Source organism: Nitratireductor sp. XY-223 (assembly GCF_004959855.1).
GTDB lineage: Bacteria > Pseudomonadota > Alphaproteobacteria > Rhizobiales > Rhizobiaceae > Hoeflea_A.
The window spans coordinates 171989-193013 of sequence record NZ_SPNT01000002.1; the positions used below are offsets into that span (position 1 = coordinate 171989).

Below are 21025 nucleotides of genomic sequence, written 5' to 3' on the forward strand. Positions count from 1 at the left end.
GTTGCGGGCATCAAGCATGCCGTATCGCAGCCGGCTCAAATCAGGGTGCGCGCGGCCTCGGCAATGACGGCTTCCTCGTCCGTCGGGATGACGAGGACGTCGATCTTCGAACCGGGCGTGCTGATTCTTGCGGAGTGGCCATCGTTGGCGGCCTGATCGATCTCGACCCCGAGCCAGCCGAGACGATCGCAGATCAGCCGGCGCACGGTTTGCGAGTGCTGTCCGATACCGGCGGTGAAGACGATCGCGTCAAGCCCGCCCAGGGCGGCAACGAGCGAACCGAGTTCCAGCGCGGCGCGGTAGCAGAAGAGGTCGATCGCCTCCTTCGCGTTGGCGTCGTCGCTCGCTTCCAGAACGCGCATGTCGTTGCTGATGCCGGAGACCCCTAGGAGACCGGATTCGCGGTACAGCATCTGCCGCACGGCCGCGACATCCATGCCGTTGCTCTCCTGGAGGTGAAACAGCACACCCGGATCAATCGAACCGCTGCGGCGTCCCATCATCAGGCCGTCGAGCGGCGTGAAACCCATGCTGGTGGCAACGCTTTGGCGCGCTTTCATGGCGCACATACTGGCGCCGTTGCCGAGATGGGCGACGATCACCCGGCCATCGGCCCGGTCACCCAGGTGGTCGGGCAGGACCTTTGCGATGTAGCGATAGGAAAGGCCGTGGAAGCCGTAGCGGATGATTCCCGCGTCGCTGAGATGACGCGGCAGCGCGAAGAGCTGGGCGAGGCGCGGCTGGGTGCGATGGATAGCGGTGTCGAAACAGGCGACCTGCCGAAGATCGGGCAAGCGCGCGGCAACGGCGCGGATCGCGGCAAGGCTGTGTGGCTGGTGCTGCGGCGCCAGCGGTACCAGTTCCTCGAGCGATGTCATGACCGTGTCATCGATCAGGACCGGCCGGTCGAACCGCCGGCCGCCATGAACGACACGGTGACCGGCGGCCGCGATGCAGCCGCCCCAATCGCCGGCAAGCAGCCAGTCCAGGAGGCGCGAGACCAGCCCGCCGTGATCGGCCGAGCCATCCATTCCTTCGAGGATGTTCACGTCCAGCGGAGCGCCGCCGGCGTCCGCCGCCCTGAAATCCGGCGCGCTGCCGATGCCGCCGATCTCGCCGGCAAGGGTCGGGCCTCCCTCCTCGGGTGACGCCGGATGGAGCGCAAACTTGATGCTGGAGGAGCCGGCATTCAGGACCAGGATCAGGTCGGTCATCAGTTCGAGCGCCGTTTGTTGTGCACATAGAGCTGCGCCAGGGTGCAGGAAGCGATCCGCGACAGGGTTCCATCGGCCCTGCTCGTCAGGATGATCGGCACGCGCGCGCCGAGCACAATCCCCGCCGACTCAGCCCCGGCAAGATAGATCAGCTGCTTGGCGATCATATTGCCGGCTTCGAGGTCGGGCGCCATCAGGATGTCGGCATCGCCGGCCACCTCGGAGACAATCCCCTTGGTTTCGGCGGCACTCGCCGAAATCGCGTTGTCGAACGCCAGCGGGCCGTCGAGCCGGCCGCCGGTGATCTGGCCGCGGTCGGCCATCTTGCACAGCGCCGCCGCGTCCACGGTCGACGATATCTTCGGATGAACGGTCTCGATCGCCGAGAGAATCGCGACCTTCGGCTGTTCGACGCCCAGCGCGGCGGCCAGATCGATGGCGTTCTGGATGATGTCGCGCTTGTCCTCGATGCCGGGGTAGATGTTGATGGCCGCATCGGTGATAAAAAGGGGCTTCGGGTAGTGCGGGACATCGAGCACGAATATGTGGCTGAGGCGCCGCTCCGTGCGCAGCCCCTTTTGCCGGTCGAGGACCGGCTCGATCAGCTCGTCGGTGTGCAGCTTGCCCTTCATGATGGCATCCGCCCTGCCGCTGCGGACAACCTCGACAGCGGTTTCGGCGGCGGCATGGCTGTGCGGGACGGCGATGACCTCGACGCCGTCGAGACCGCGCCCGATCCCGGCGGCGGCCGCCTCGATCTTTGCCTGCGGGCCGATGAGGACAGGCTCGATCATGCCCTGGTTCATCGCTTCCAGCGCGCCGGTGAGGGATTTTTCGTCACACGGGTGCACAACGGCGACGCGGATGGGTTCGAGATCGTGGGCTTCGTTGACCAGTTCCTGGTAGCGGGCGCCGCGCTCGTGCAGATGCACTTCCGGCAGCACCACCCGCGGCCGGCGCACCTTTTCCGTCGGCGCGATGACCTCCGCCTCGCCCGTGATCACCGGTTCTCCGTCCTGATTGAGGCACAGGCAGTCGATCTTCAGGCGCTTGTTCTGCTCGTTCTTCTCCTTGACCGTCACGCGCACGGTGACGGTATCGCCGAGACCGACGGGCTTGCTGAAATGCAGCGACTGGTTGAGGTAGATCGTTCCCGGGCCCGGCAGTTCCGTGCCGAGCACCGCCGAGATCAGGGAGCCGCCCCACATGCCGTGCGCGATAACCTGGTGAAAGCGGTCGGACTTCGCAAATTCCGCATCCACATGCGCGGGATTGACGTCGCCGGACATGACCGCGAACAACTCGATGTCCTCCGTGCGCAGCACCCGGGTCAGTTCGGCGCTGTCGCCGACCCTGATCTCTTCAAATGTCCGGTTCTCGATGTATTGCATGTGTGTTTCCCGTTCAGGCAATCACGTGACAGCCGGCATCGACATAAGAAGTGTTGCCGGTCGCGTTGCGTGCGGCGTCGCTGACAAGGCCGACCGCCATATTGCCGACATCCTCGATCGTGACAAGGCGGCGGGACGGCGCGGGATCGCGCGCATCGTCGAAGAGCTTGTCGAAAAAGGCGATTCCGGAGACGGCGCGGGTCTGAAGGAATTCAGTACCATGAGGGTTAGATATGCATGAAATTGTGCGGCGCAATAGGACACGCCCGCGTTTCCGCGATGCGCGGCAGCGGGGATCGCAGTGCGCCGCAAGGGGACCGGCGGGCCGGTCCGTCTGACTTACCGGGTCTTCCTGGCGGCGTTGGATGGTTCCGCCGGCGCGTCCGATTCGACGGTCACGTCCTTCTCGGGACCCAGTTCGCCCATCGTGTCGATAACCCTTTGCGCCTGTTCGCTGTAGTCAGTGAACATTTTGAGAAAGAAGCCGGAGCAGACCTCGGCGACGTCCTCGGGCGCCTTCGAGCGCGCGATCCTCGCAGAGACCTCCACATCCTCCTTCCACCTTTCGGCGCAAAAGCTCATCGTGTCGGCATTCAGCCTGCCGAGCCTATGAAGGAAAGCTCCGTATGACTGCGCAAGGCTTTCCATATTGTGCGCGTTGGCCTTCATCATTCCGTCGAAGCCCGATCCGAACGGGTTTGTTGACTGTGTGTGCTGTGCCATGATCAGTTCCGCCCTGCCTTGTCGTTGATGTCGGGCCGGCTTCCCGGCCGCTTTCAACATACCAGCCGAAGGCGACCGCTTTTTGACCTTCCTCAATATGAAGCAGCGAAATGACAGACCGCGTCCGCGGACGGCTATGCGGATCCGCCCTTTCGCCGCCAGACAAACAGCGCCGCGACGGCGAGCGCAATGATGATGGCCGGCACCGCGAACATCGCGATCGTTGACAGCTGGTGCCACAGGCGCGGCAGGATCGAGGCGTCCTTGCCGAAATGGTAGGCGAGCGACGACCACAGGCCGACCCACAGCGCCGCCCCGACCATGTTCGCGGCGAGGAACCGCAGCCAGTGCATCCCGGCGGTGCCGGCGGCGATGCCGTTCAACTGCCGCAGAAGAACAAAAAAGCGCGCGAAGGCTACGACGATCGGACCGCGCTTCTGGATCAGGTCCTCGGCAGCGGCCAGCCGTTCATGGGTAATGCCGAAGCGGCTTCCGTGACGCACGATCAGCGGCCGGCCAAGCTTGCGTCCGATCAGATAGCCGATATTGTCGCCGACCACGGCGGCCGCAAAGGCCGTCGCGGCGACCGCGAAGATGTTCATCTGGCCCACCGCCGCAAGACCTGAGGCGACGATGATCAGCGTCTCGCCGGGCAGCGGCAGGCCGAGCGCCTCCAGCATCACGTCGACAAAAAGACCGGGCAATCCAAACTCGCGCACAAGCGGTTCCACATGTGACAACCATGAAGGCACTGATTTCCGTCTTTCCTGTCGGTCAACCGCCGCGTTCCAGGTTTTAGAGGTAGCACAGGGCGCATCCCCGCTCCACCGGAGCGGTTCAGGCACAGACGGTCTTCACAACTGCGTGATCCTGACGCGGTGGCATTTGAACGTTCACTGCGCTAAGAACCAGCCATGATGAAGTGGCTTTGCGCGCTCATGCTTCTGGTCTTTTCGGCGACCGTCGCCTCGGCGGCGCATGCGCCGCCCATGCCGCCACTGGCCAAGTCCGTGGCGGTCCAGGACGCCGTCTTCGTCAGTGCCGGCGCCATGGAAGCCATGGTCACGGCGCCCTGTTGTCCCGAGACGGCGTCGAAGCCAGGTGCCGCGATGCCGTGTTCGGTCGACTGCTCCTTCCTGCCTGCAAGCTGCGACATAAACATTCCGACCCCCCGGCCGGGTCACGGCGGGGCCGAAACGCCCTTCCCACGCTGGTTTGCGGTGGAAGCGGAGCTACGGCCTCCCATCATCTGATCCGCCGTCATCGGCCGGCTCACCGCCGGCTCCACCCAAGTGCAATCCGAAGAATACCGGCCCCACTTCCGGGACCAACCCGGACGGGCATCCGCTCACCGCTGAACGGGTTCGCGTATTCCTCGCCAGACAACAGACCGGTGCTCAAGCCGGTCAGGGAAATACGATGAAAGCCATCCAGATCACAATACTCGCCGCCGCAATCGGCTTTACCGGCGCTGCCGCGGCTTCCGACAGGACACCGATGACCGTCTTCAAGACGCCGTGGTGCGGCTGCTGCCACGCCTGGACCGAAATCATGCGCGCGGAAGGTTTCGACGTGACTGTCCGCGACGTAGAGGACCTCGACCCGGTCAAGAAACAGGCCGGCGTGGCCGACCAGCTGCAGAGCTGCCACACGGCCGTTGCGGGCGACTATGTCATCGAGGGTCACGTACCGCCGGCAGCGGTCGACAAGCTGCTGAGCGAGCGACCGGCCGTCCGCGGCATTTCGGTCCCGGGCATGCCCGCCGGCTCGCCCGGGATGGGCGACGAGCCGTCGGCGCGCTACACGGTCTACTCATTCAGCCACGACCAGGGCAAACCGCCGCAGGTCTATCTCGAAGTCGGGAAGTAGGGCCATGAACACTGCAACGGATCCCGGCCGCAGACGGTTCCTCGCGGGCTCGGCCAGTCTTTGCGGGCTGGCCCTTGCCGGGTGCACAACGACGGCGGAGCCGGACGGCGATGTCGTGCTGCCGCGCGCCAGCGGCAACTATACGCTGATGTACGGACCGGTCCGCGACGAGCGCTTTCCCATTCCGGCGGTCGACATAAGCCGCGTGCCCAAACAGTATTACCGCCGGCAGGTGGCCTATCGGGGGCCCGAAACGCCGGGCACCATCGTCGTCGACACGCGTTCGTTCTACCTCTTCCTGGTGGAAAGCAACGGGCGCGCCACACGCTACGGGGTCGGGCTCGGGCGCGCCGGATTCGAATGGTCCGGGCGGGCACGCGTCGCCTGGAAACAGGCATGGCCGAAGTGGACCCCGCCGGACAGCATGATCCGGCGCCAGCCGGAGCTCGAGCGCTGGAGCGTCCGGAACGGCGGCATGCCGCCGGGCCTCAACAACCCTCTGGGAGCACGGGCGCTCTACATCTTCCAGGGCAATGTCGACACGCTCTACCGCATCCACGGCACGCCGGAGTTCTGGACGATCGGCAAGGCGGTGTCGAGCGGCTGCGTACGGATGATGAATCAGGACGTCATTCATCTCTACGGCCGGGTGCCGAAGGACGCAAAAATACTAGTTATCTGAAAGACCGTGTGCGGAACCGGCTTGCAACAGCCGGCTCCGCACACATATCTTTCATTATGATGCCATCAAACCGGTCTGTATACTTGCCGCAGACCCCTTGGAGCGATCCCATGTCCGTCTCACGCCACAGCCTCGTCCCCACTTTCGTTGCCACGGCGGCGCTTGCCGCGCTGACGGGAATTTCCACGCCGGCAGTGGCCGGGTGTTCGGACAATCCTGGCCCGGGCGTCGACTGGACGGGTTGCCGGAAACAAAATCTCATTCTCCGCGGCACCAACCTGTCCGGCGCGAACATGACCGGCACCGACCTTTCAACCACGGATCTGCGCGACTCCAATCTCGATGGCGCGAATATGACAAAGGCCAACCTGGTCCGATCGCATCTGGACAGCGCCAGCCTTGTCGGCACCAATTTGAACGGCGCGCTGGGATACCGGACGCGCTTCCACAAGACGAACCTCACCGACAGCAATTTCGAGAAAGCCGAGATGCAAAGGGCGGATTTTTCGGGATCCACCATGACCAATGTCAATTTCTCCAAGGCTGAACTCGGCCGGGCTCAGTTTGCCGGCGCAAGTCTGGAAAATGTCGATTTCGATTTTGCGATCCTGGCCCGTGCGGATTTCCGCGACGCCGACCTGGGAAGCGGAATCAATTTCGATTCGGCCTATCTGTTCCTGGCGCGCTTCGAAGGCCAGGACCTGAGCGACGCGCTGGGTCTTTCCGATGCCCAGCTCGAACTGAGCTGCGGCGATGCCGAAACGACCCTGCCGGATGGTCTCAAGCGGCCGGAAAGCTGGCCGTGCGACGACGAGGCGGTGAACTAGGGCGCCGGCCCTTCCCCGTTTGAAGAATTCGCGACGACACCCGCATCGCGCCAGCCGTCGAATATCTCAAGGACCGTGTCGGCGAATGCGTCGTCATTGATGTGGCAGTCCAGTTCACGGAAGTCGACATTTGACGGCACCTGGCTGCGCATTTCAGCCAGGAAGGCGTCAAGCCCCTGCGGATCGTGCAGGTCGGCGCCTTCCCGGTCCCATTCGCCGAACCCCTTGTTCGGCATCACGAAGGCCGTCGGACCCTGCGCCGAGGCAAGGCGCTCGCAATGGGCGCGGGCAACGGCGCGGCGCTCCTCCTCGTTCAGCACCACCGAATTAATGAGCCGGTTATGCGTGTGGCTCGGATGGCCGGACCATTTTTCCGGCACGCCCTGCCAGGCGACGATATCGACAAGGTCGTAACAGCCGGCGGAGACGATCTGCGGCACGCCCCGGCGCCCGGCCGCCGTCAGTCGGTCCGGGCCGGCGGAGATGTTCGAGCCGTGGATGTGGTTGCCGACCTCCTGGGTGCAGAAGTCCATCACGCAGGCGAAGGCGCCCTGGGCGGCAAGGCCCTCGAAGGCGCGCCCGCCCATGCCTGTCGCGTGGAACACGGCGAGATCGAAGCCGCGCTCCTCCAGCGCCGGCTTCAGGCGCAGCATGTAGCGCAACGCGCTCGAGCCAAGGCTTGTCATGCCGACAAGGGGGCGGTCCCGCGGCGGATATTCGACCGCACGCGCGGCGCCGAGCACAGCGCCAGCGGCCTGCGAAAGGGAGGATCTGCAAATGGCATTGAGCCCGTAGAGGCCGCCGGCCCACAGGATCATCTGCACATCCGGAGCCAGGCGTTCCGGCGGCAGCATCGGCGAGAACGAGACCGTCGAGACGATATACTTCGGAACACCCACCGGCAGGGCGGCGGTCACGTCGAGCGCCAGGTCCGTGCCCATCGATCCGCCGAGCATGATCAGGCCGTCGAACATGCGATCGTGCCAGAGCCTCAGGCACAGGGCGGCGCAGCCCTCGGCCATGATCTGCATGGCGGTGTTCTCGTCGCCGGAATCGATCGCTGCCTGGATCGTCGATCCGCCGGCCTCGGCGACCGCATGCTTGGAATAGTCCGTCGGCGTCGACGGATCGCCGAGCACGCTGACATCCATGGTCAGAACCTGGCCGCCCTGCGCCTTGATGCGGGACGCCACATAGTTCAGCTCGTCATCCTTGGTGTCATAGGTTCCTATGATGAGGATCGTCTTGTCCGACATGGGAAACCCCCTAAAGCTGGATCCAGGCAGTCTTGAGATCAATATATTTATCCAGCGCATGCAGCGACTTGTCATGCCCGTTGCCCGACTGCCTGACGCCGCCGAGCGGAACGGTCGCGTCGGCGCCGCCGTAGGTGTTGACGTGAATGACGCCCGTCTTGACGCACCGCACCATGCGGTGGGCACGGGAAAGGTCGGAGGTCCAGACCGCGCCGGCCAGGCCGAAATTGCTGTCATTGGCAATGGCGACGGCCTCTTCCTCGGTATCGAAGGGAATCACCGCAAGCACCGGACCGAACACCTCCTCCTGGGCGATCGTATCGCGGCGGCCGACGCCGGTGAGGATCGTCGGCTGCATGTAGTATCCGCCCGTTTCCTCCAGGATCCTGTCGCCCCCGGTGACGCGGCGGGCACCCTCCTTTTCGGCCGTAGCGACGAATTCGAGATCGCCCTCGAGCTGGGCAAGGCTGTTGACGGCACCGATGTCGCTTTGAAGGTCGAGCGGGTCGCCGACCCTGAAGGCCTCGGCCCTTTGCGCAAGAGCCGCAACGAAATCGTCGTGGATGTCGCGCTGCACCAGCAGGCGCGAACCGGCAACGCAGACCTGGCCCGAATTGCGGAAGATGCCGGAGGCGGAGATATTGGCGGCCTTGTCGAGATCCGGCGCATCGGCAAAGACGATGTTGGGCGACTTGCCGCCGAGTTCCAGATAGCAGCGCTTCAGGTTCGAGCGCGCCGCGTATTCGAGCAGGCGCCGGCCGGTGGCGCCGGAGCCGGTGAAGGCCAGGACATCGACATCCATGGAAAGGGCAAGCGCCTCGCCGACGACGGAGCCCTTGCCGGTCACGACATTGAAAACGCCATCGGGCAGGCCGGCCTCCGAGGCGAGCTCGGCCAGCCGCAGCAGCGACAGCGACGCGGTTTCCGCCGGCTTCAGCACAATGCTGTTGCCGGCCGCCAGCGCCGGGGCGATCTTCCAGGCGCCGATCATCAGCGGGAAGTTCCACGGCACGATGGCGCCGACCACGCCGACCGGCTCCCTGTGGACCAGCGCCAGGATGTTCTCATCCGTCGGCGCGATCTCGCCGTAGACCTTGTCGATGGCCTCGGCATAGTAGCGGAAGGTGCCGGCGGCCGACCCGCTCTCGGCCTTGAAGGCCATGTTGATTTCGGTGCCGTTGTCGCGCACGCCGAGCACCGACAGGGCGAGCGCCTCGCGCTCGATGAGATCGGCCAGCCGGTGCAGCACCTTCTTGCGGGCGGCCGGCGCCAGGCGCGACCAGCGCCCGTCATCGAAGGCGCTGCGCGCGGCGGCCACCGCCCGCGTCATGTCATCGGCCGTGGCGCGCTCGATCGTGGTCAGCACCGTGCCGTCAATCGGGCTCAGCACCTCGAGCGCACCGCCGCTCCCGCCCTGCCACTTGCCGTCGATAAACAGCTTCTGCGCGGCAACGGGTTCCTGACGCAGGGCGTCGATGCGTTGCTGGTCAAGCATTTTCGGTTCTTTCCTGTTTGCGGTTCTTCAACAGACCGCGGACATGCATGGCGATGATAATCACGATGGCGCAGAAGAGGATGAAGGCGATCGGCCGGTCGATGAAATCGAGCGGTGTCTTGACCCGTGCCATGGAGGCACGCAGCTTCACCTCCATGATGCGGCCGAGCACCATGCCGAGGATGATCGGGACGATGGGCAATTGCAGCCGCTTCAGAACAAAGCCGATGAACCCGAACACCGCCGCGATGGCGCAGTCCCAGACGCTGTTGCGCAGCGAGTAGACGCCGACGAAAGCGAGCGTCAGGATCATGACGCCGAGGAACCGTGTCGGGATGCGAATGACCTGCAGCAGCGTGTTGGTGGAAAACAGAAGGAAGACCAGCACCATCACGTTGAGGATCAAGAGCGCCAGATAGAGCGCCATGACGAAGTCCATCTGGTTCTGGAAGAGCTGCGGTCCGGGCACGACATTGTGGACGTAGAAGACGGACAACATCATCGCGGTCAGCGCCTCGCCCGGAACACCGAGCGCCAGCAGCGGGATCATCGCCGCGCCCGGAACGGCATTGTTCGCGGCCTCTGAGGCAATCAGTCCCTCGGGCGCGCCGTCGCCGAACTTCTCCGGCGTCTTCGAGCGGCGCTGCGCGAACGTGTAGGAAAGGAACTGGGCCATGAATTCGCCGACGCCGGGGATCATGCCCATCACGACGCCGAAGCCGGACGATGCCGAGGCGGTGCCCGGATATTTGAACAGTTCGCCCAATCCCTGGAAAAGTCCGCCGCTGACCGGCGCGGCCTTGGGGCTGTCGTCGCGTCCGACAAGCAGGACGAACGCCTGGCTGAGCGCAAAGAGGCCGAGGACGACGACGATGAGGTCGATGCCTGAGGCGAGGAAATTCAGGTCGAACGTGAAGCGGCGCGTGAGCGTCGCCGTATGCAGGCCGATGGTGTTGATGAAGATGCCGAAGAACACCAGAAAGGCGGCGATCACCGTCTGGCCGCGGTGCACGACCACGGCCAGGACAAGGCCCAGAAGCGCCGCCAGGAATATCTCGCGCGAGCCGAAATGCGGGGCGATGGACGCCAGCAGCGGCGACAAAATGATGAGGCACAGGACCGAAAAGATGCCGCCGAAGAACGAGGCCGAATAGGCGAGGCTGAGGGCGCGGCGCCCCTCTCCGCGCCTGGTCATCGGATAGCCGTCATAGGTGGTGAGCGCGTTGACCGCGGTCCCCGGCGTATTGATCAGGACCGCCGGGATCGAGCCGCCATACATGGACGATCCATAGATGCCGAGCAGCACCGTCAGCCCGACGATCGGATCGAAGGAGAAGGTGGCGGGCAGCAGTATCGCGATGGCAACGGCTGCGCCCACGCCCGGGATCGCGCCTATTATGACACCGCCGATCGAGCCGATCAGCAGCGCCGCGACGACATCCCAGCGGGCCAAGATCGAAAGTCCGTCAAGAATAACGTCCATGGCCGTTGCTCACAGGTAAAGGATCATGAAATTGCGCAGCCCGTCGGGCAGGACCTCGTAAAGCGCGCCGCCCGGAACACGAACCTGCAGCAACGCCTTGAAGAGGACGACGATGACGGCACCCATCAGCGCCGCGGACAAAAGCGCCCGCGCCGAGCGGTAGCCCGCGCGGCGTGCCAGCAGCGGACAGAAGAGGACCGTAGTCGGCAGGTAGCCGACGACCGGCACGATGAACACATAGGCCATGAACCAGAGCGGGTATTCGAGACAGCGGATCCACACGAAGAACTCGCGCCTGTCCCAGGCGGCTATGCGCCGGGCGGCCAGGGACTGGGCCAAATAGAGCGCGGCGCAGGCGGTCATGCCGATCAGGCCTATTCCGGGCCAGAACGCAGGCTGATTCAACAGGCCCTTGCCGGCCTTCCACTGCGTCTGGTCGCCGATCAGGGCGAGCAGGCCGGCCGAAATCACCAGTATGGCAATGGCAAAGTAGCGGTCGCCGCCAAGCCGTTCGGAGGCGGCAATGTCGTCGACGTCGGGCGTCCGGTCCGTCATGGCAATCGCTCCACTGAGCCGGGCGGCGGCCGCTGCTTGCGCAACGGCCGCACGGGACTTAGTTGGCCAGCATCTTTTCGATGGCAGCCGTGGTGGCGATATCCTTCTGGATCTGCGCCGCCGATTCATCGGCCCCGAGCCAGTAGATCTGGGCGCCGGTGTTCTTGGCGACCTCCTGGGCCCGGTCGGACATCACGGTCTCGCTGGCGACGGCGATGATCTTGTCGCGCACATCCTGGGGCGTGTCCTTGTGGACGAACAGGCCGTTCCAGAGCGCGATTGCAAGGCTCGGCTCGAGTTCGCCGACAGTCGGCGTATCAGGCGTCTTGGAGATGCGGTCGCCGGTGATCGAGGCAATGACGTTGACGTCCTCGAGGCACGGCAGGATGAGTTGCAGCGTGGTGTTGATCACATCGACGTCGCCGGATGCCAGCGTGTTGCAGTCCAGCGCGTCAAAGGCCGCCTCGGAGCCCCATTCGAATCCCATCTGCTTGGCAAGTGCGAAGGAGACCTGGGTGGGAATGAGGAAGGAGCCGAAATGACCGAGCACCTTATCGTCGGTGCCCTTCAGGTCCTCGACGGTGTCGATGCCGCTGTTCTTGGCCGACGCCATGACGAAGGGATAGGTGACAAAGATGCCGAGCGGCTCGAACGGGTCCGGGTTGAGTTCGGGAATGCCGACCTGCGGTCCGACCACCGGGATGCCGACGACGAAGGAGCCGATCGTGTAACCGTCGGCAGGCGCGACCGCCACTTCGGCGGCGCCGGGGAACGGCCCGCCATCGGACGGCTTGTTTATGACGGCCGCGGCGACGCCGTATTTCTCCTGGAAATCCTCGGCGATCATCCGCGTGATGACGTCCTCGAGGTCGCCCGGCGGGAACGGCACCACAAAGGACACCGGCTTTTCCGGATATTCGGCCATCGCCGTTGTCACCCCGAGGCCCGTAACAGTGAGTGCCGCGATCGCGGCGGTCGAAATCAGTCTGCGCATATCATCCTCCCTGGAAAAGCATCCTGTCATTCGTTGTTCGGTTTAATATTTGAACCGCTGGTTTATTTTTAGCTTGAATTGAATCCGTTAATCTGTCAAGAAAAAACAGACGAAGCTTGAGGAGGCGCAGTCTCAAAACCATGGGAACGATTGATAAAGCACTGTCTTTATTGGATTTTTTCTCGGAGTCGCAGTCCGAGATCGGGTTGAGCGATCTGGCGCGCATGGCCGGTTACGACAAGGCGACCGTGCTGCGATTGATGACGGCACTGGCCGATCGCGGCTTCGTTGAGCAAAATGTGAAGACCCGCGATTTCCGCCTCGGTCCCGCGTTGCTGCGGCTCGCGCACATAAGGGAAGCGACGCTTCCGCAGCGCGCCTCTGCCCGGCCGATCCTGGAACGCATGTCGCAGGAAAGCGGCGAGACGGTGCACCTGCTGCTGCTCGGCAGGAATCATCTCGAAACGATCGATTTCATCGAAACCAGCGCGCACGCGATGCGCGTCTATATGGATGCCGGCGAGCGGATCCCGCTGCACGCCTCGGCATCGGGCCTCGCCTGCCTCGCCCATATGCCGGCAAGGGATGCCGAACGGGCGCTGTCGGGTGCGCTGAAGAGTTATACCGATCATACCATTACCGATCCCGCCGAAATCCTCTCGCGTCTCGACGACATCCGCGAAACCGGCATTGCGGAAATAGACCGCGGCTTCGAGGACGATGTCTACGGCATGGCGGCGCCGGTGTTCGCGTCGGATGGCCGTGTGACCGGTGCGGTCGGGATCGCGACCCCCTGTTCGCGGGTGACGGCTGCATTCCGGCAAACGGCGCACGCGATCATCCGGCAGGCGGCGAACGACATCACCCGGGCCTGGGGCGGCGTGGCGCCCGAGGGCCAGGTCGCGGGGACGGCGGCATGAAAAAGGCGCTGGTTCTCGATTTCGGCGGTGTCGTCACCCGGACGCTATTCGAAACGCACCGGCTGACGGAACAGGCGCTCGGCCTGGCGGAAGGAACGCTGACCTGGCGCGGCCCGTTCGACCCGGACGGCGACCCGCTCTGGAAGTCGATGCAGGCCGATGAAATCACCGAACGGCAATACTGGCAGCAGCGCACGCGCGAAGTGGCGGAACTGGCGGGTGAAGACTGGACCGATATGGCGCAGTTCGTCATCGCGGCACGCGGCGCCGATCCCCTTGCGGTCATCAGGCCCGAAGCGATCGCCGCCATCGATGCGGCCCATCGGGCGGGTGTCGCGCTCGCCATCCTCTCGAACGAGCTCGACCTGTTCTACGGCGCGGATTTCCGCAAGAAACTGCCGTTCCTGCAGACGTTCGACGTTATCCACGACGCCACCTACACCCACATCCTCAAGCCCGACCGCCGTGCCTATGAGGATTGCATCGCGGCGTTGCAAACGGCGGCCGAGAACTGCGTCTTCGTCGACGACCAGGCCCGCAACATTGCCGGCGCCAGGGCGGTCGGCATGAAAACAGTTCATTTCGACGTATCGAAGCCCGCAGCCGGCTATGCACAAGCGCTCGGCCTGCTCGACATCACCGGAGAGATCTCATGAAGGACTCGAATTTCCTGAAGGAAAACAATGCCAAGTTCCTGTGGCATCCGATGGGCCATCCGGGACAGCTCAGGGCTAAGACGCCGAAGATCATCACCGGCGCGTCGGGGGTGCGCATCGCCGATATCGACGGGCACGAGACCATCGACGCGGTCGGCGGCCTGTGGAACGTCAATCTCGGCTATTCGTGCGAGCCGGTCAAACAGGCGATTGCCGGCCAGCTCGACGCGCTGCCCTACTATTCGGCCTTCGCCGGCACCTCCAACAACGCCGCCATCGAGCTTTCCTGGGAACTGCAGGAGTGGTTCGGCGCCGACGGCCTCGGCCGCGCCTTCTTCACCTCGGGCGGCTCCGACTCGGTGGAAACGGCGCTGCGCCTGTCGCGCCAGTATCACAAGGTCCGGGGCGAAGCGGGGCGCACCAAGTTCCTGTCGCTGAAAAAGGGCTATCACGGCACCCATACAGGCGGCGCATCGGTGAACGGCAACGCGCGGTTCCGCACCGCCTATGAGCCGATGCTGCCGGGTTGTTTCCACATCCCGTCGCCCTACACCTATCGCAACCCGTTCAACGAGAGCGACCCGGCGCGGCTCGCCGAACTGTGCGCGCAGGCGCTGGAGGACGAGATCGCCTTCCAGGGACCGGAGACCATCGCCGCTTTCATCATGGAGCCGGTTCTCGGCGCAGGCGGCATCATCCCGCCGCATGAGAGCTTCATGCCGCGGGTGCGCGAGATCTGCTCGAAAAACGGCATCCTGCTGATCGCCGACGAGGTCATCACCGGCTTCGGCCGCACCGGCGACTGGTCGGGTTCCCGCCACTGGGGCGTCAAGCCGGACATGATGTGCCTGGCCAAGGCAATCACCAACGGCTACTTCCCGTTCGGCGCGGTGATGATCTCGGAGGCCATTGCGGAGACCTTCGAGGACGACACCACCGGCACCGCCAATATCGGCCACGGCTACACCTATTCCGCCCACCCGGTCGGCGCCGCGGCGGCAATCGCCTGCCTTGCAGAGACCAAGCGGCTCAATGTCGCGGAAAACGCCGCGGCACGCGGCGACCAGATGTTTGCCGGCGTTCTGAAGCTGAAGGAGAAACACGCGCTTGTCGGCGACGTGCGCGGCGGCCACGGGCTGATGACGGCGGTGGAGCTGGTCGGCGACCGTGCGAGCAAGAAACCGGTCGACAAGGCCATCGCGGCGAGCGTTGCCCAGACGGCCTATGAAAACGGCGTCATGGTGCGTGTGTCCGGCCACAACATCCTGATGTCGCCGCCGCTGATTATCGGCGCCGAGGATGTCGATCGCATTCTGGCGGGCCTCGATGCCGGTCTTGCGGCGGCCGGCTAGCTATTTCAGGAACGACCAGTTCTTGTAGAAGATGCCGTTGAAATTGATGAGGATCGTCTGCAGGACGCGCATCATCGCGTTTTGCAGCCCGGTGAAGCTGGACGGGCGCAGGACATCGACAAACACGCAGTACCGCTCCCGGTCCTCGTCGTTTATCGAGCAATGTTCGAGTGTGTCGTCAAAGATAAAGAGCGGGTCGTCGTGCCAGAAGTGCTTCTTGCCGTCGACCTCGATATAGACCTTGTCGCTCTTGAAAGCAGACAGGTTGTAGAGGACCCGCACGGTCAGGCGCAACGGACCGAAATGGCGCGACGTGAATTCCTTTTCGCTGAATGCGGAAAGGCCGATGGTTTTCACATAGGTGAAATCCTCGTTGAATTCCGGCACCGCGTCATCGGTGTTCTTGTCATACCATTTGTAAAACAGCATGCCGCGCTTCTTGTCGCCCATCCTCTGCCGGACGTCGGCGATAATCGCTTCCTTCTTGTCCTTGAACGTGTTCAGCACGCTCTCGATTTCCGCCCGCTCCTCTGGCGGAAAGTCCTCGAGGCTGTAGACATATTTGTTGCGCCAGGAAATCAGGTCGAAGAACAGATTGAGCGGCGACAACAGCCAGGTCGGAATGCCGTTTCCGGTGAAATACAGCTTCGCGATCGGCTTGGTGATGCGGCGGTGCCGACTGATATCGAGCAGCCCGCAAACCAGGAATAAAATGGTCAGGACGGGGATGAAATAAAGGAGAATGGCAAGCGGGAGGACGATCCTCAGGACGCGGGAGACGCGCTTGCGCATGGGGATCACTTCTTCTTCTGAAATTTCTTGCATGAAACGGCAACCGATACGTTCTCGACGCAGTTCGTCTAACGGATTGTCGGATGGGAGTCACGCCCATTCGGATCCAAGTTCACAATTGGCGGATAGCTAAAGAACCGGACGCCCGTCTGCCACGGGCCTGGCGAGGATCAACACCCAGAAATTGCGGTACTTGCCGTCCGGCCGCTGGGTCCGGGCGATACCGATGCGGGTGACGTATTTGTTCAAAAGGTTCTTGTCGTGATCGGCGGACCCCTTCCAGCCGACCATCGCCTCGTCGAAGGTCCGGTATCCGGCACCGAGGTTTTCCGCGCCCGCATAGGTCGGATAGCCGCCGCGATCGAGCCGGCCGGACAGTCCCCTGGCGCTGTGCAGGCGTGTGTTCATGCTGTCGTTGCGGGCGATGGTGCGCGCCATGTCCTGCGACAGGGCGTCGAGCTGCGGGTCGAGCACGACGGGCGGCAGTCCGTTGCTCGACCGGTAGGCGTTGATCTCGGTGAGGGCCGCACCGCGGTTGACCGGAACATCCGTCACCTCGGCGCTATTGTCGCCGGTGAGGCTGCAGCCGGACAGGACCGCCAGCAACAGGCCGGCAACCGCTGCAACAGCCGCACGCCGGACAGCCATCCGCCCGGATGAACAGTTCGCATCCCGTGATATCATCGGTTCCTAAGAGGCCGCCGCGCTGCCGGTGTCTTTGGCAAGCCAATCGGTCAGGTCGCCGGTCGCCGCCTCGATATCGGCGACAATTCCGGAACGGGCGGAAGCCGCATCTCCCTTCTCCAGTGCACCGACAATGTCATGATGGATTATCATCGCATTGTCCAGATGCTCCCGATCGCCGGCAGTCAGGCGGAAATAGGGACCCATGCGCAGCCAGAGGCTCTCGATGAATGACAGAAGTATGCCATCCGAGGCGCGGCGGTATATGTGGCTGTGGAACGCCCAGTTGGCGCCGAGATAGCCGTCGATGTCGCCGGCGTCGATGCTGCCGCTCATCGTTTCGCAATGATCTTTGAGTGCGCCGATATCGGCTGCCACAAACGCCGGCTGCGCGCGCTCGACGGCGAGTCCCTCCAGTGCGATCCGCGTGGCGCTGATCTCGCTCAGCGTCGCGATATCGAGACGGGGAATTTCCAGGGCGCGGTTGTGGCCGACGACCAGCGCGTTCTCCACCTCGAGCCGGCGCAGGGCGTCGCGCACGGGCATGACAGACACCCCGACGGCTTCCGCCACCGAGCGAGTGCTCAGGGCCTGTCCCGGCTGGAAGAAGCCGGACATGATGCGGTCGCGAAGCTGCCGGTAGATCTGCTCCTGCAGCGTGGCGCGTTCGACCGTCTCGAGACTGCCGGATTGCGCCGGCCATTCCATCCTATTCGCCATAGGGAATCCAGATGTTCTTGACCTGGACGGCGTTGCGCAGGAAAAGCCGGCCTTCGGCAACCTTCGGGTCGTACCAGTTGGTGGCCAGGCCGTTGTCGACGAAGGTGCGCTTCATATTGCCGACCGACCGGGCCTCGGCCATCTCCGAGACGTCGGAACCGCCGAAAGCCCAGATCGCGTCGACGTCGTCATGGTCGGCGAGCGTCTTGGCAAGCTCCTTCGTGTAGCCGGTAACGATGTTGATGACGCCGGCCGGCACGTCGGAGGTCTCCAGCACCTGGTAGAAGTCGGCGGCGATCAGGCCGTAGCGCTCGCTCGGAACGGCGACGACGCGGTTGCCCATCGCCATCAATGGCGCGACGAGACTGACGAAGCTCAGGAGCGGGGCCTCGTCCGGGCAGATCACGCCGGCAACGCCGATCGGCTCGTTCATGGCGAGCGCAACGCCGCGCAGGGGCGGACTGTGGACGGCGCCGTCGAACTTGTCGGCCCAGGCGGCATAGGTGAAGAACCGGTCGATCGCGGTTTCGACTTCCCGCTCGGCATCGCTTTTCTTGACGCCGGTCATGGCGGACAGGCGGGCGACGAACTCGCCGGTGCGGGCCGAGAGATTCTCGCCGAGATAATAAAGAATCTGCGCCCGCAGATGTGTCGAGGCCGTGGCCCAGCCGGATGCCTTGCGGGCCGCCTGGACGGCGTTGCGGATATCCTTGCGGTTGCCCTCGCCCATCTCGCCGATCACCTTGCCCTTGGGCGAAATGACGGTCAGCGAATAGTTGCCGTCCGGCCGCACCTGCTTGCCGCCGACATAGAGCTTGGCGGTGCGGTCGACGGCCATCGGCTCGAAACTGTCCGTCGCCTCGACCACGGGCACGGGCGGCGCCGGCTTGCGCGGCTTGCGCGCCGCCCAGGCCTTGGGCTTGAGGTATTCATAGGCGCCCTCCAGACCGCCCTCGCGGCCATAGCCGGATTCGCGGTAGCCGCCGAACCCGACACCGGCGTCGAAGAGGTTTGTTGCATTGACCCACACAACACCGGCCTTCAATTGCGGCGCGATGTCGAGCGCCAGGTTCATGTTCTCGCTCCAGACGCTGGCCGCCAGCCCGTAGCGGGTGTTGTTGGCGAGCTCCACCGCCTCGTCGGGCGTGCGGAAGGACATCGCCACCATGACCGGGCCGAAGATCTCCTCCGTCGCCACCGTCGACGCCGGCTCGACGCCGGTCAGAAGGGTCGGCGGGTAGAAGCAGCCCCTGTCGGGCGTCGCGATGTCCGGCACATAGGCTTCGGCGCCCTCCTCGACACCCTTGCCGACGAGGGCGCTGATGCGCTCGAGCTGGCTCTGCTCGATGATCGCGCCCATGTCGATCGCCTTGTCGAGCGGGTGTCCGACGCGCAACGAATTCATGCGCTCCTTCAGGCGCGCGATGAAACGGTCGTGGATGCCCTCATGGACCAGAAGGCGCGAGCCGGCGCAGCAGACCTGGCCCTGGTTGAACCAGATGGCGTCGACGACCCCCTCGACGGCGCTTTCCATGTCGGCGTCATCGAAGACGATGAAGGGCGACTTGCCGCCGAGTTCCAGGGTCAGCGACTTGCCGCTGCCGGCGGTCTCGGCACGGATGATGCGGCCGACCTCGGTCGAGCCGGTGAAGGCGATCTTGCCGACGCCGTCATGCTTGACGAGGGCGGCACCGGTCGATCCGTCGCCGGTAATGACGTTGAGGACGCCGGCAGGCAGGCCGGAACGGGCAGCGAGCTCGGCGAAGAGCAGCGCCGTCAGCGGCGTCGCCTCGGCCGGCTTCAGGACAACCGTGTTGCCCAGCGCCAGCGCCGGCGCCACCTTCCAGGCGAGCATCAGCAGCGGAAAGTTCCACGGGATGATCTGGCCGACGACCCCGATGGGCTTGTGGTCGGCAAGCTCGGTATCCTGCAATTCGGCCCAGCCGGCATGGTGGTAAAAATGGCGGGCGACCAGCGGAATGTCGAGGTCGCGGGTCTCGCGGATCGGCTTGCCGTTGTCGAGCGCCTCGAGCACGGCAAAGAGGCGGGCGTGACGCTGCACCATGCGGGCCAGCGCGTAGATATGGCGGGCGCGGCCCTTGCCGCCAAGCGCTTCCCAGGGCTCTTGCGCCTTTGCAGCGGCCGCAACAGCGTCATCGACGTCCTCCGCCGACCCTTGAGCGATCTTCGCCAGTTCGTCGCCGGTCGCCGGCTCATGGGTGGAAAGTGTCTTTCCGTCTTTCGACGGACGAAACGCGCCGTCGATGAAATGGCCGAAGGACGCGTCGTGGCTCTTCAGCCAGTCGCGGACGTTGGTGTCGGCCTCGGGCGCCGGGCCGTAATCCAGGGATTCGAAATAGTTCGCAACAGACATATCGCGTGCCTCGTATCAGGCCATCGGATGGCGGTTATAGGCCGAGTAGCGGCCGGTCACGTGGTGTTCGAGCTGGCGCTCGATATCGGCAAGCAGGGACGATGCGCCGAAGCGCAGCAGATCCGGCTCGAGCCAGCGCCGCCCCAGCTCCTCCTTCATCAGCACCTGGTAGGCAAGCACGTCCTTGGCCGTCGATATGCCGCCGGCCGGCTTGAAGCCGACCAGGTGGCCAGTGCGCTCCTGGTAGTGGCGGATCATGCGCAGCATGACGAGGCTGACGGGAAGGGTCGCGTTTGCGGTTTCCTTGCCCGTCGAGGTCTTGATGAAATCGGCGCCGGCCATCATGCAGACCATCGACGCGCGGGCGACATTGCGCAGGGTGCGAAGGTCGCCGGTGGCGAGGATCGCCTTGACATGGGCCTCGCCGCAGGCGGCGCGGAAATCGCGCATCTCGTCGTAAAGCGCCTGCCAGTTGCCGGTCAGCACGTGTTCGCGGGTGACGACAATGTCGATCTCCCTGGCGCCGTCGGCGACCGATGCCTCGATCTCGCGCAGCTTGGTGTCGTGCGGCGAGAGACCGGCAGGAAAGCCGGTCGATACGGCGGCGACGGGAATGAAGGTGCCGTCGAGCGCGTCGACGGCCTCGGCGACGAAGCGGTGATAGACGCAGACCGCACCGGTGGTGATGCCGCGATCGGCAACGCCGAGCGCCTCGAGCAGGTCCGGCCTGACCGGCTGCCGCGCCTTGGCGCAAAGCCGTCGCACCCGCGCCGCAGTGTCGTCGCCGTTCAGCGTGGTGAGATCCATGCAGGTGATGGCTTTCAGCAGCCAGCCGGCCTGCGCGTCCTTCTTGACCGAGCGGCGCCCGCCGAGCGTTGTGCAGCGGCGCTCGACCGCCGAGCGGTTGACCTGGATCTCGTTGACCCAGTCGAGCTCGAGCGCCTGGCCGGGATTGCGGGCAATCGCATTGCCGTGGAGACCGGGGGCTGAGGTTCCGGTTTCGCCCATGGGGATAATTTCAGACATGGGCAAGTGATA

At 64.4% G+C, this 21025-nt stretch carries 22 protein-coding genes; 6 read left to right on the plus strand and 16 right to left on the minus strand.

Annotation, left to right across the window (positions count from 1 at the left end; translation table 11 throughout):
* Nucleotides 1–35: 35 nt before the first annotated feature.
* The 6 genes from E4M07_RS07385 to E4M07_RS07410 form a co-directional block, all read right to left on the minus strand.
* The gene (locus tag E4M07_RS07385; protein ID WP_136657679.1) at nt 36–1214 is read right to left on the minus strand and encodes an acetate/propionate family kinase; all 1179 of its coding nucleotides are present in this window, start codon (nt 1212–1214) and stop codon (nt 36–38) included.
* Nucleotides 1214–2605, minus strand: a complete 1392-nt coding sequence (locus E4M07_RS07390) for a bifunctional enoyl-CoA hydratase/phosphate acetyltransferase (RefSeq protein ID WP_136657680.1) — start codon at nt 2603–2605, stop codon at nt 1214–1216. The genes E4M07_RS07385 and E4M07_RS07390 overlap by 1 nt, the downstream gene beginning before the upstream one ends.
* A 13-nt stretch (nt 2606–2618) precedes the next feature.
* The gene (locus tag E4M07_RS29305) at nt 2619–2861 is read right to left on the minus strand and encodes an SDR family oxidoreductase (protein WP_206057197.1); all 243 of its coding nucleotides are present in this window, start codon (nt 2859–2861) and stop codon (nt 2619–2621) included.
* Nucleotides 2862–2944: 83 nt separating this feature from the next.
* Entirely contained in the window at nt 2945–3328 is a 384-nt protein-coding gene (locus E4M07_RS07400; RefSeq protein ID WP_136657682.1) for a phasin family protein, read from the minus strand.
* A 134-nt stretch (nt 3329–3462) separates the two neighbouring features.
* Entirely contained in the window at nt 3463–4047 is a 585-nt protein-coding gene (locus E4M07_RS07405; protein WP_136657683.1) for a DedA family protein, read from the minus strand.
* A gap of 182 nt (nt 4048–4229) precedes the next feature.
* On the minus strand, nt 4230–4484 hold the full coding sequence (locus E4M07_RS07410) for a hypothetical protein (RefSeq protein ID WP_136657684.1): 255 nt from the start codon (nt 4482–4484) through the stop codon (nt 4230–4232).
* A 263-nt stretch (nt 4485–4747) separates the two neighbouring features.
* Between E4M07_RS07410 and E4M07_RS07415 the strand changes: the two genes are divergently transcribed.
* From E4M07_RS07415 to E4M07_RS07425, 3 genes are all read left to right on the plus strand, one after another.
* Complete coding sequence (locus E4M07_RS07415; protein ID WP_136657685.1) at nt 4748–5197, plus strand: DUF411 domain-containing protein; 450 nt, start codon at nt 4748–4750, stop codon at nt 5195–5197.
* A 4-nt stretch (nt 5198–5201) separates the two neighbouring features.
* Nucleotides 5202–5879 carry a L,D-transpeptidase gene (locus tag E4M07_RS07420; RefSeq protein WP_136657686.1) on the plus strand — a complete coding sequence of 226 codons (678 nt, stop codon included), beginning with the start codon at nt 5202–5204 and terminating at the stop codon, nt 5877–5879.
* Nucleotides 5880–5989: 110 nt separating this feature from the next.
* Nucleotides 5990–6706, plus strand: coding sequence for a pentapeptide repeat-containing protein (locus E4M07_RS07425; protein WP_169054123.1), 717 nt, complete (start codon nt 5990–5992; stop codon nt 6704–6706).
* On the opposite strand, the gene E4M07_RS07430 is transcribed toward E4M07_RS07425, so the two are convergent.
* Genes E4M07_RS07430 through E4M07_RS07450 form a run of 5 tightly spaced genes read right to left on the minus strand, consistent with a single transcriptional unit; the run spans nt 6703 to nt 12489 of the window.
* The gene (locus E4M07_RS07430; protein ID WP_136657688.1) at nt 6703–7962 is read right to left on the minus strand and encodes a Tm-1-like ATP-binding domain-containing protein; all 1260 of its coding nucleotides are present in this window, start codon (nt 7960–7962) and stop codon (nt 6703–6705) included. The genes E4M07_RS07425 and E4M07_RS07430 overlap by 4 nt on opposite strands.
* Nucleotides 7963–7972: 10 nt before the next feature.
* On the minus strand, nt 7973–9457 hold the full coding sequence (locus E4M07_RS07435; RefSeq protein WP_136657689.1) for an aldehyde dehydrogenase: 1485 nt from the start codon (nt 9455–9457) through the stop codon (nt 7973–7975).
* A complete protein-coding gene (locus E4M07_RS07440) occupies nt 9450–10940 on the minus strand; it encodes a tripartite tricarboxylate transporter permease (protein ID WP_136657690.1) in 1491 nt (496 codons plus the stop codon). The genes E4M07_RS07435 and E4M07_RS07440 overlap by 8 nt, the downstream gene beginning before the upstream one ends.
* A 9-nt stretch (nt 10941–10949) precedes the next feature.
* The gene (locus E4M07_RS07445; RefSeq protein WP_136657691.1) at nt 10950–11495 is read right to left on the minus strand and encodes a tripartite tricarboxylate transporter TctB family protein; all 546 of its coding nucleotides are present in this window, start codon (nt 11493–11495) and stop codon (nt 10950–10952) included.
* A 58-nt stretch (nt 11496–11553) separates the two neighbouring features.
* The gene (locus E4M07_RS07450; RefSeq protein WP_136657692.1) at nt 11554–12489 is read right to left on the minus strand and encodes a tripartite tricarboxylate transporter substrate-binding protein; all 936 of its coding nucleotides are present in this window, start codon (nt 12487–12489) and stop codon (nt 11554–11556) included.
* A gap of 140 nt (nt 12490–12629) precedes the next feature.
* Here E4M07_RS07450 and E4M07_RS07455 point away from each other — a divergent pair, with 140 nt between their 5' ends.
* Genes E4M07_RS07455 through E4M07_RS07465 form a run of 3 tightly spaced genes read left to right on the plus strand, consistent with a single transcriptional unit; the run spans nt 12630 to nt 15417 of the window.
* Nucleotides 12630–13409: an IclR family transcriptional regulator gene (locus E4M07_RS07455; protein ID WP_136657693.1), complete on the plus strand. Its 780-nt coding sequence runs from the start codon at nt 12630–12632 to the stop codon at nt 13407–13409.
* Nucleotides 13406–14065: an HAD-IA family hydrolase gene (locus E4M07_RS07460; protein ID WP_136657694.1), complete on the plus strand. Its 660-nt coding sequence runs from the start codon at nt 13406–13408 to the stop codon at nt 14063–14065. Before E4M07_RS07455 ends, E4M07_RS07460 begins: the two co-directional genes overlap by 4 nt.
* Entirely contained in the window at nt 14062–15417 is a 1356-nt protein-coding gene (locus tag E4M07_RS07465; RefSeq protein ID WP_136657695.1) for an aminotransferase class III-fold pyridoxal phosphate-dependent enzyme, read from the plus strand. The genes E4M07_RS07460 and E4M07_RS07465 overlap by 4 nt, the downstream gene beginning before the upstream one ends.
* Here the strand turns inward: E4M07_RS07465 and E4M07_RS07470 are convergent, their stop codons facing one another.
* The 5 genes from E4M07_RS07470 to deoC form a co-directional block, all read right to left on the minus strand.
* Nucleotides 15418–16242, minus strand: a complete 825-nt coding sequence (locus E4M07_RS07470; protein ID WP_246660388.1) for an aspartyl/asparaginyl beta-hydroxylase domain-containing protein — start codon at nt 16240–16242, stop codon at nt 15418–15420. It lies immediately after the preceding gene.
* A 96-nt stretch (nt 16243–16338) separates the two neighbouring features.
* Nucleotides 16339–16857: a CAP domain-containing protein gene (locus tag E4M07_RS07475; RefSeq protein ID WP_136657696.1), complete on the minus strand. Its 519-nt coding sequence runs from the start codon at nt 16855–16857 to the stop codon at nt 16339–16341.
* A 42-nt stretch (nt 16858–16899) separates the two neighbouring features.
* Nucleotides 16900–17613: a GntR family transcriptional regulator gene (locus E4M07_RS07480; RefSeq protein WP_136657697.1), complete on the minus strand. Its 714-nt coding sequence runs from the start codon at nt 17611–17613 to the stop codon at nt 16900–16902.
* Nucleotides 17603–19987, minus strand: a complete 2385-nt coding sequence (locus E4M07_RS07485) for an aldehyde dehydrogenase family protein (RefSeq protein ID WP_136657698.1) — start codon at nt 19985–19987, stop codon at nt 17603–17605. Before E4M07_RS07485 ends, E4M07_RS07480 begins: the two co-directional genes overlap by 11 nt.
* Before the next feature lie 15 nt (nt 19988–20002).
* Complete coding sequence (deoC, locus tag E4M07_RS07490; protein ID WP_136658454.1) at nt 20003–20995, minus strand: deoxyribose-phosphate aldolase; 993 nt, start codon at nt 20993–20995, stop codon at nt 20003–20005.
* Between the last annotated feature and the right edge of the window lie 30 nt (nt 20996–21025).

Excerpts from the sequence above, each read along its gene's own strand:
- E4M07_RS07410 (WP_136657684.1), bottom strand. The coding sequence starts at position 4,484 with ATGTCGCAGCTTGCAGGCAGGAAGGAGCAGTCGACCGAACACGGCATC.
- E4M07_RS07485 (WP_136657698.1), bottom strand. The coding sequence starts at position 19,987 with ATGTCTGTTGCGAACTATTTCGAATCCCTGGATTACGGCCCGGCGCCC.
- E4M07_RS07385 (WP_136657679.1), bottom strand. The coding sequence starts at position 1,214 with ATGACCGACCTGATCCTGGTCCTGAATGCCGGCTCCTCCAGCATCAAG.
- E4M07_RS07415 (WP_136657685.1), top strand. The coding sequence starts at position 4,748 with ATGAAAGCCATCCAGATCACAATACTCGCCGCCGCAATCGGCTTTACC.
- E4M07_RS07480 (WP_136657697.1), bottom strand. The coding sequence starts at position 17,613 with ATGGCGAATAGGATGGAATGGCCGGCGCAATCCGGCAGTCTCGAGACG.
- E4M07_RS07420 (WP_136657686.1), top strand. The coding sequence starts at position 5,202 with ATGAACACTGCAACGGATCCCGGCCGCAGACGGTTCCTCGCGGGCTCG.
- E4M07_RS07445 (WP_136657691.1), bottom strand. The coding sequence starts at position 11,495 with ATGACGGACCGGACGCCCGACGTCGACGACATTGCCGCCTCCGAACGG.
- E4M07_RS07430 (WP_136657688.1), bottom strand. The coding sequence starts at position 7,962 with ATGTCGGACAAGACGATCCTCATCATAGGAACCTATGACACCAAGGAT.
- E4M07_RS07435 (WP_136657689.1), bottom strand. The coding sequence starts at position 9,457 with ATGCTTGACCAGCAACGCATCGACGCCCTGCGTCAGGAACCCGTTGCC.
- E4M07_RS07440 (WP_136657690.1), bottom strand. The coding sequence starts at position 10,940 with ATGGACGTTATTCTTGACGGACTTTCGATCTTGGCCCGCTGGGATGTC.
- E4M07_RS07390 (WP_136657680.1), bottom strand. The coding sequence starts at position 2,605 with ATGCAATACATCGAGAACCGGACATTTGAAGAGATCAGGGTCGGCGAC.
- E4M07_RS07450 (WP_136657692.1), bottom strand. The coding sequence starts at position 12,489 with ATGCGCAGACTGATTTCGACCGCCGCGATCGCGGCACTCACTGTTACG.
- E4M07_RS07425 (WP_169054123.1), top strand. The coding sequence starts at position 5,990 with ATGTCCGTCTCACGCCACAGCCTCGTCCCCACTTTCGTTGCCACGGCG.
- E4M07_RS07470 (WP_246660388.1), bottom strand. The coding sequence starts at position 16,242 with ATGCAAGAAATTTCAGAAGAAGAAGTGATCCCCATGCGCAAGCGCGTC.
- E4M07_RS07455 (WP_136657693.1), top strand. The coding sequence starts at position 12,630 with ATGGGAACGATTGATAAAGCACTGTCTTTATTGGATTTTTTCTCGGAG.
- E4M07_RS07400 (WP_136657682.1), bottom strand. The coding sequence starts at position 3,328 with ATGGCACAGCACACACAGTCAACAAACCCGTTCGGATCGGGCTTCGAC.
- deoC (WP_136658454.1), bottom strand. The coding sequence starts at position 20,995 with ATGGGCGAAACCGGAACCTCAGCCCCCGGTCTCCACGGCAATGCGATT.
- E4M07_RS07465 (WP_136657695.1), top strand. The coding sequence starts at position 14,062 with ATGAAGGACTCGAATTTCCTGAAGGAAAACAATGCCAAGTTCCTGTGG.
- E4M07_RS07475 (WP_136657696.1), bottom strand. The coding sequence starts at position 16,857 with ATGGCTGTCCGGCGTGCGGCTGTTGCAGCGGTTGCCGGCCTGTTGCTG.
- E4M07_RS07460 (WP_136657694.1), top strand. The coding sequence starts at position 13,406 with ATGAAAAAGGCGCTGGTTCTCGATTTCGGCGGTGTCGTCACCCGGACG.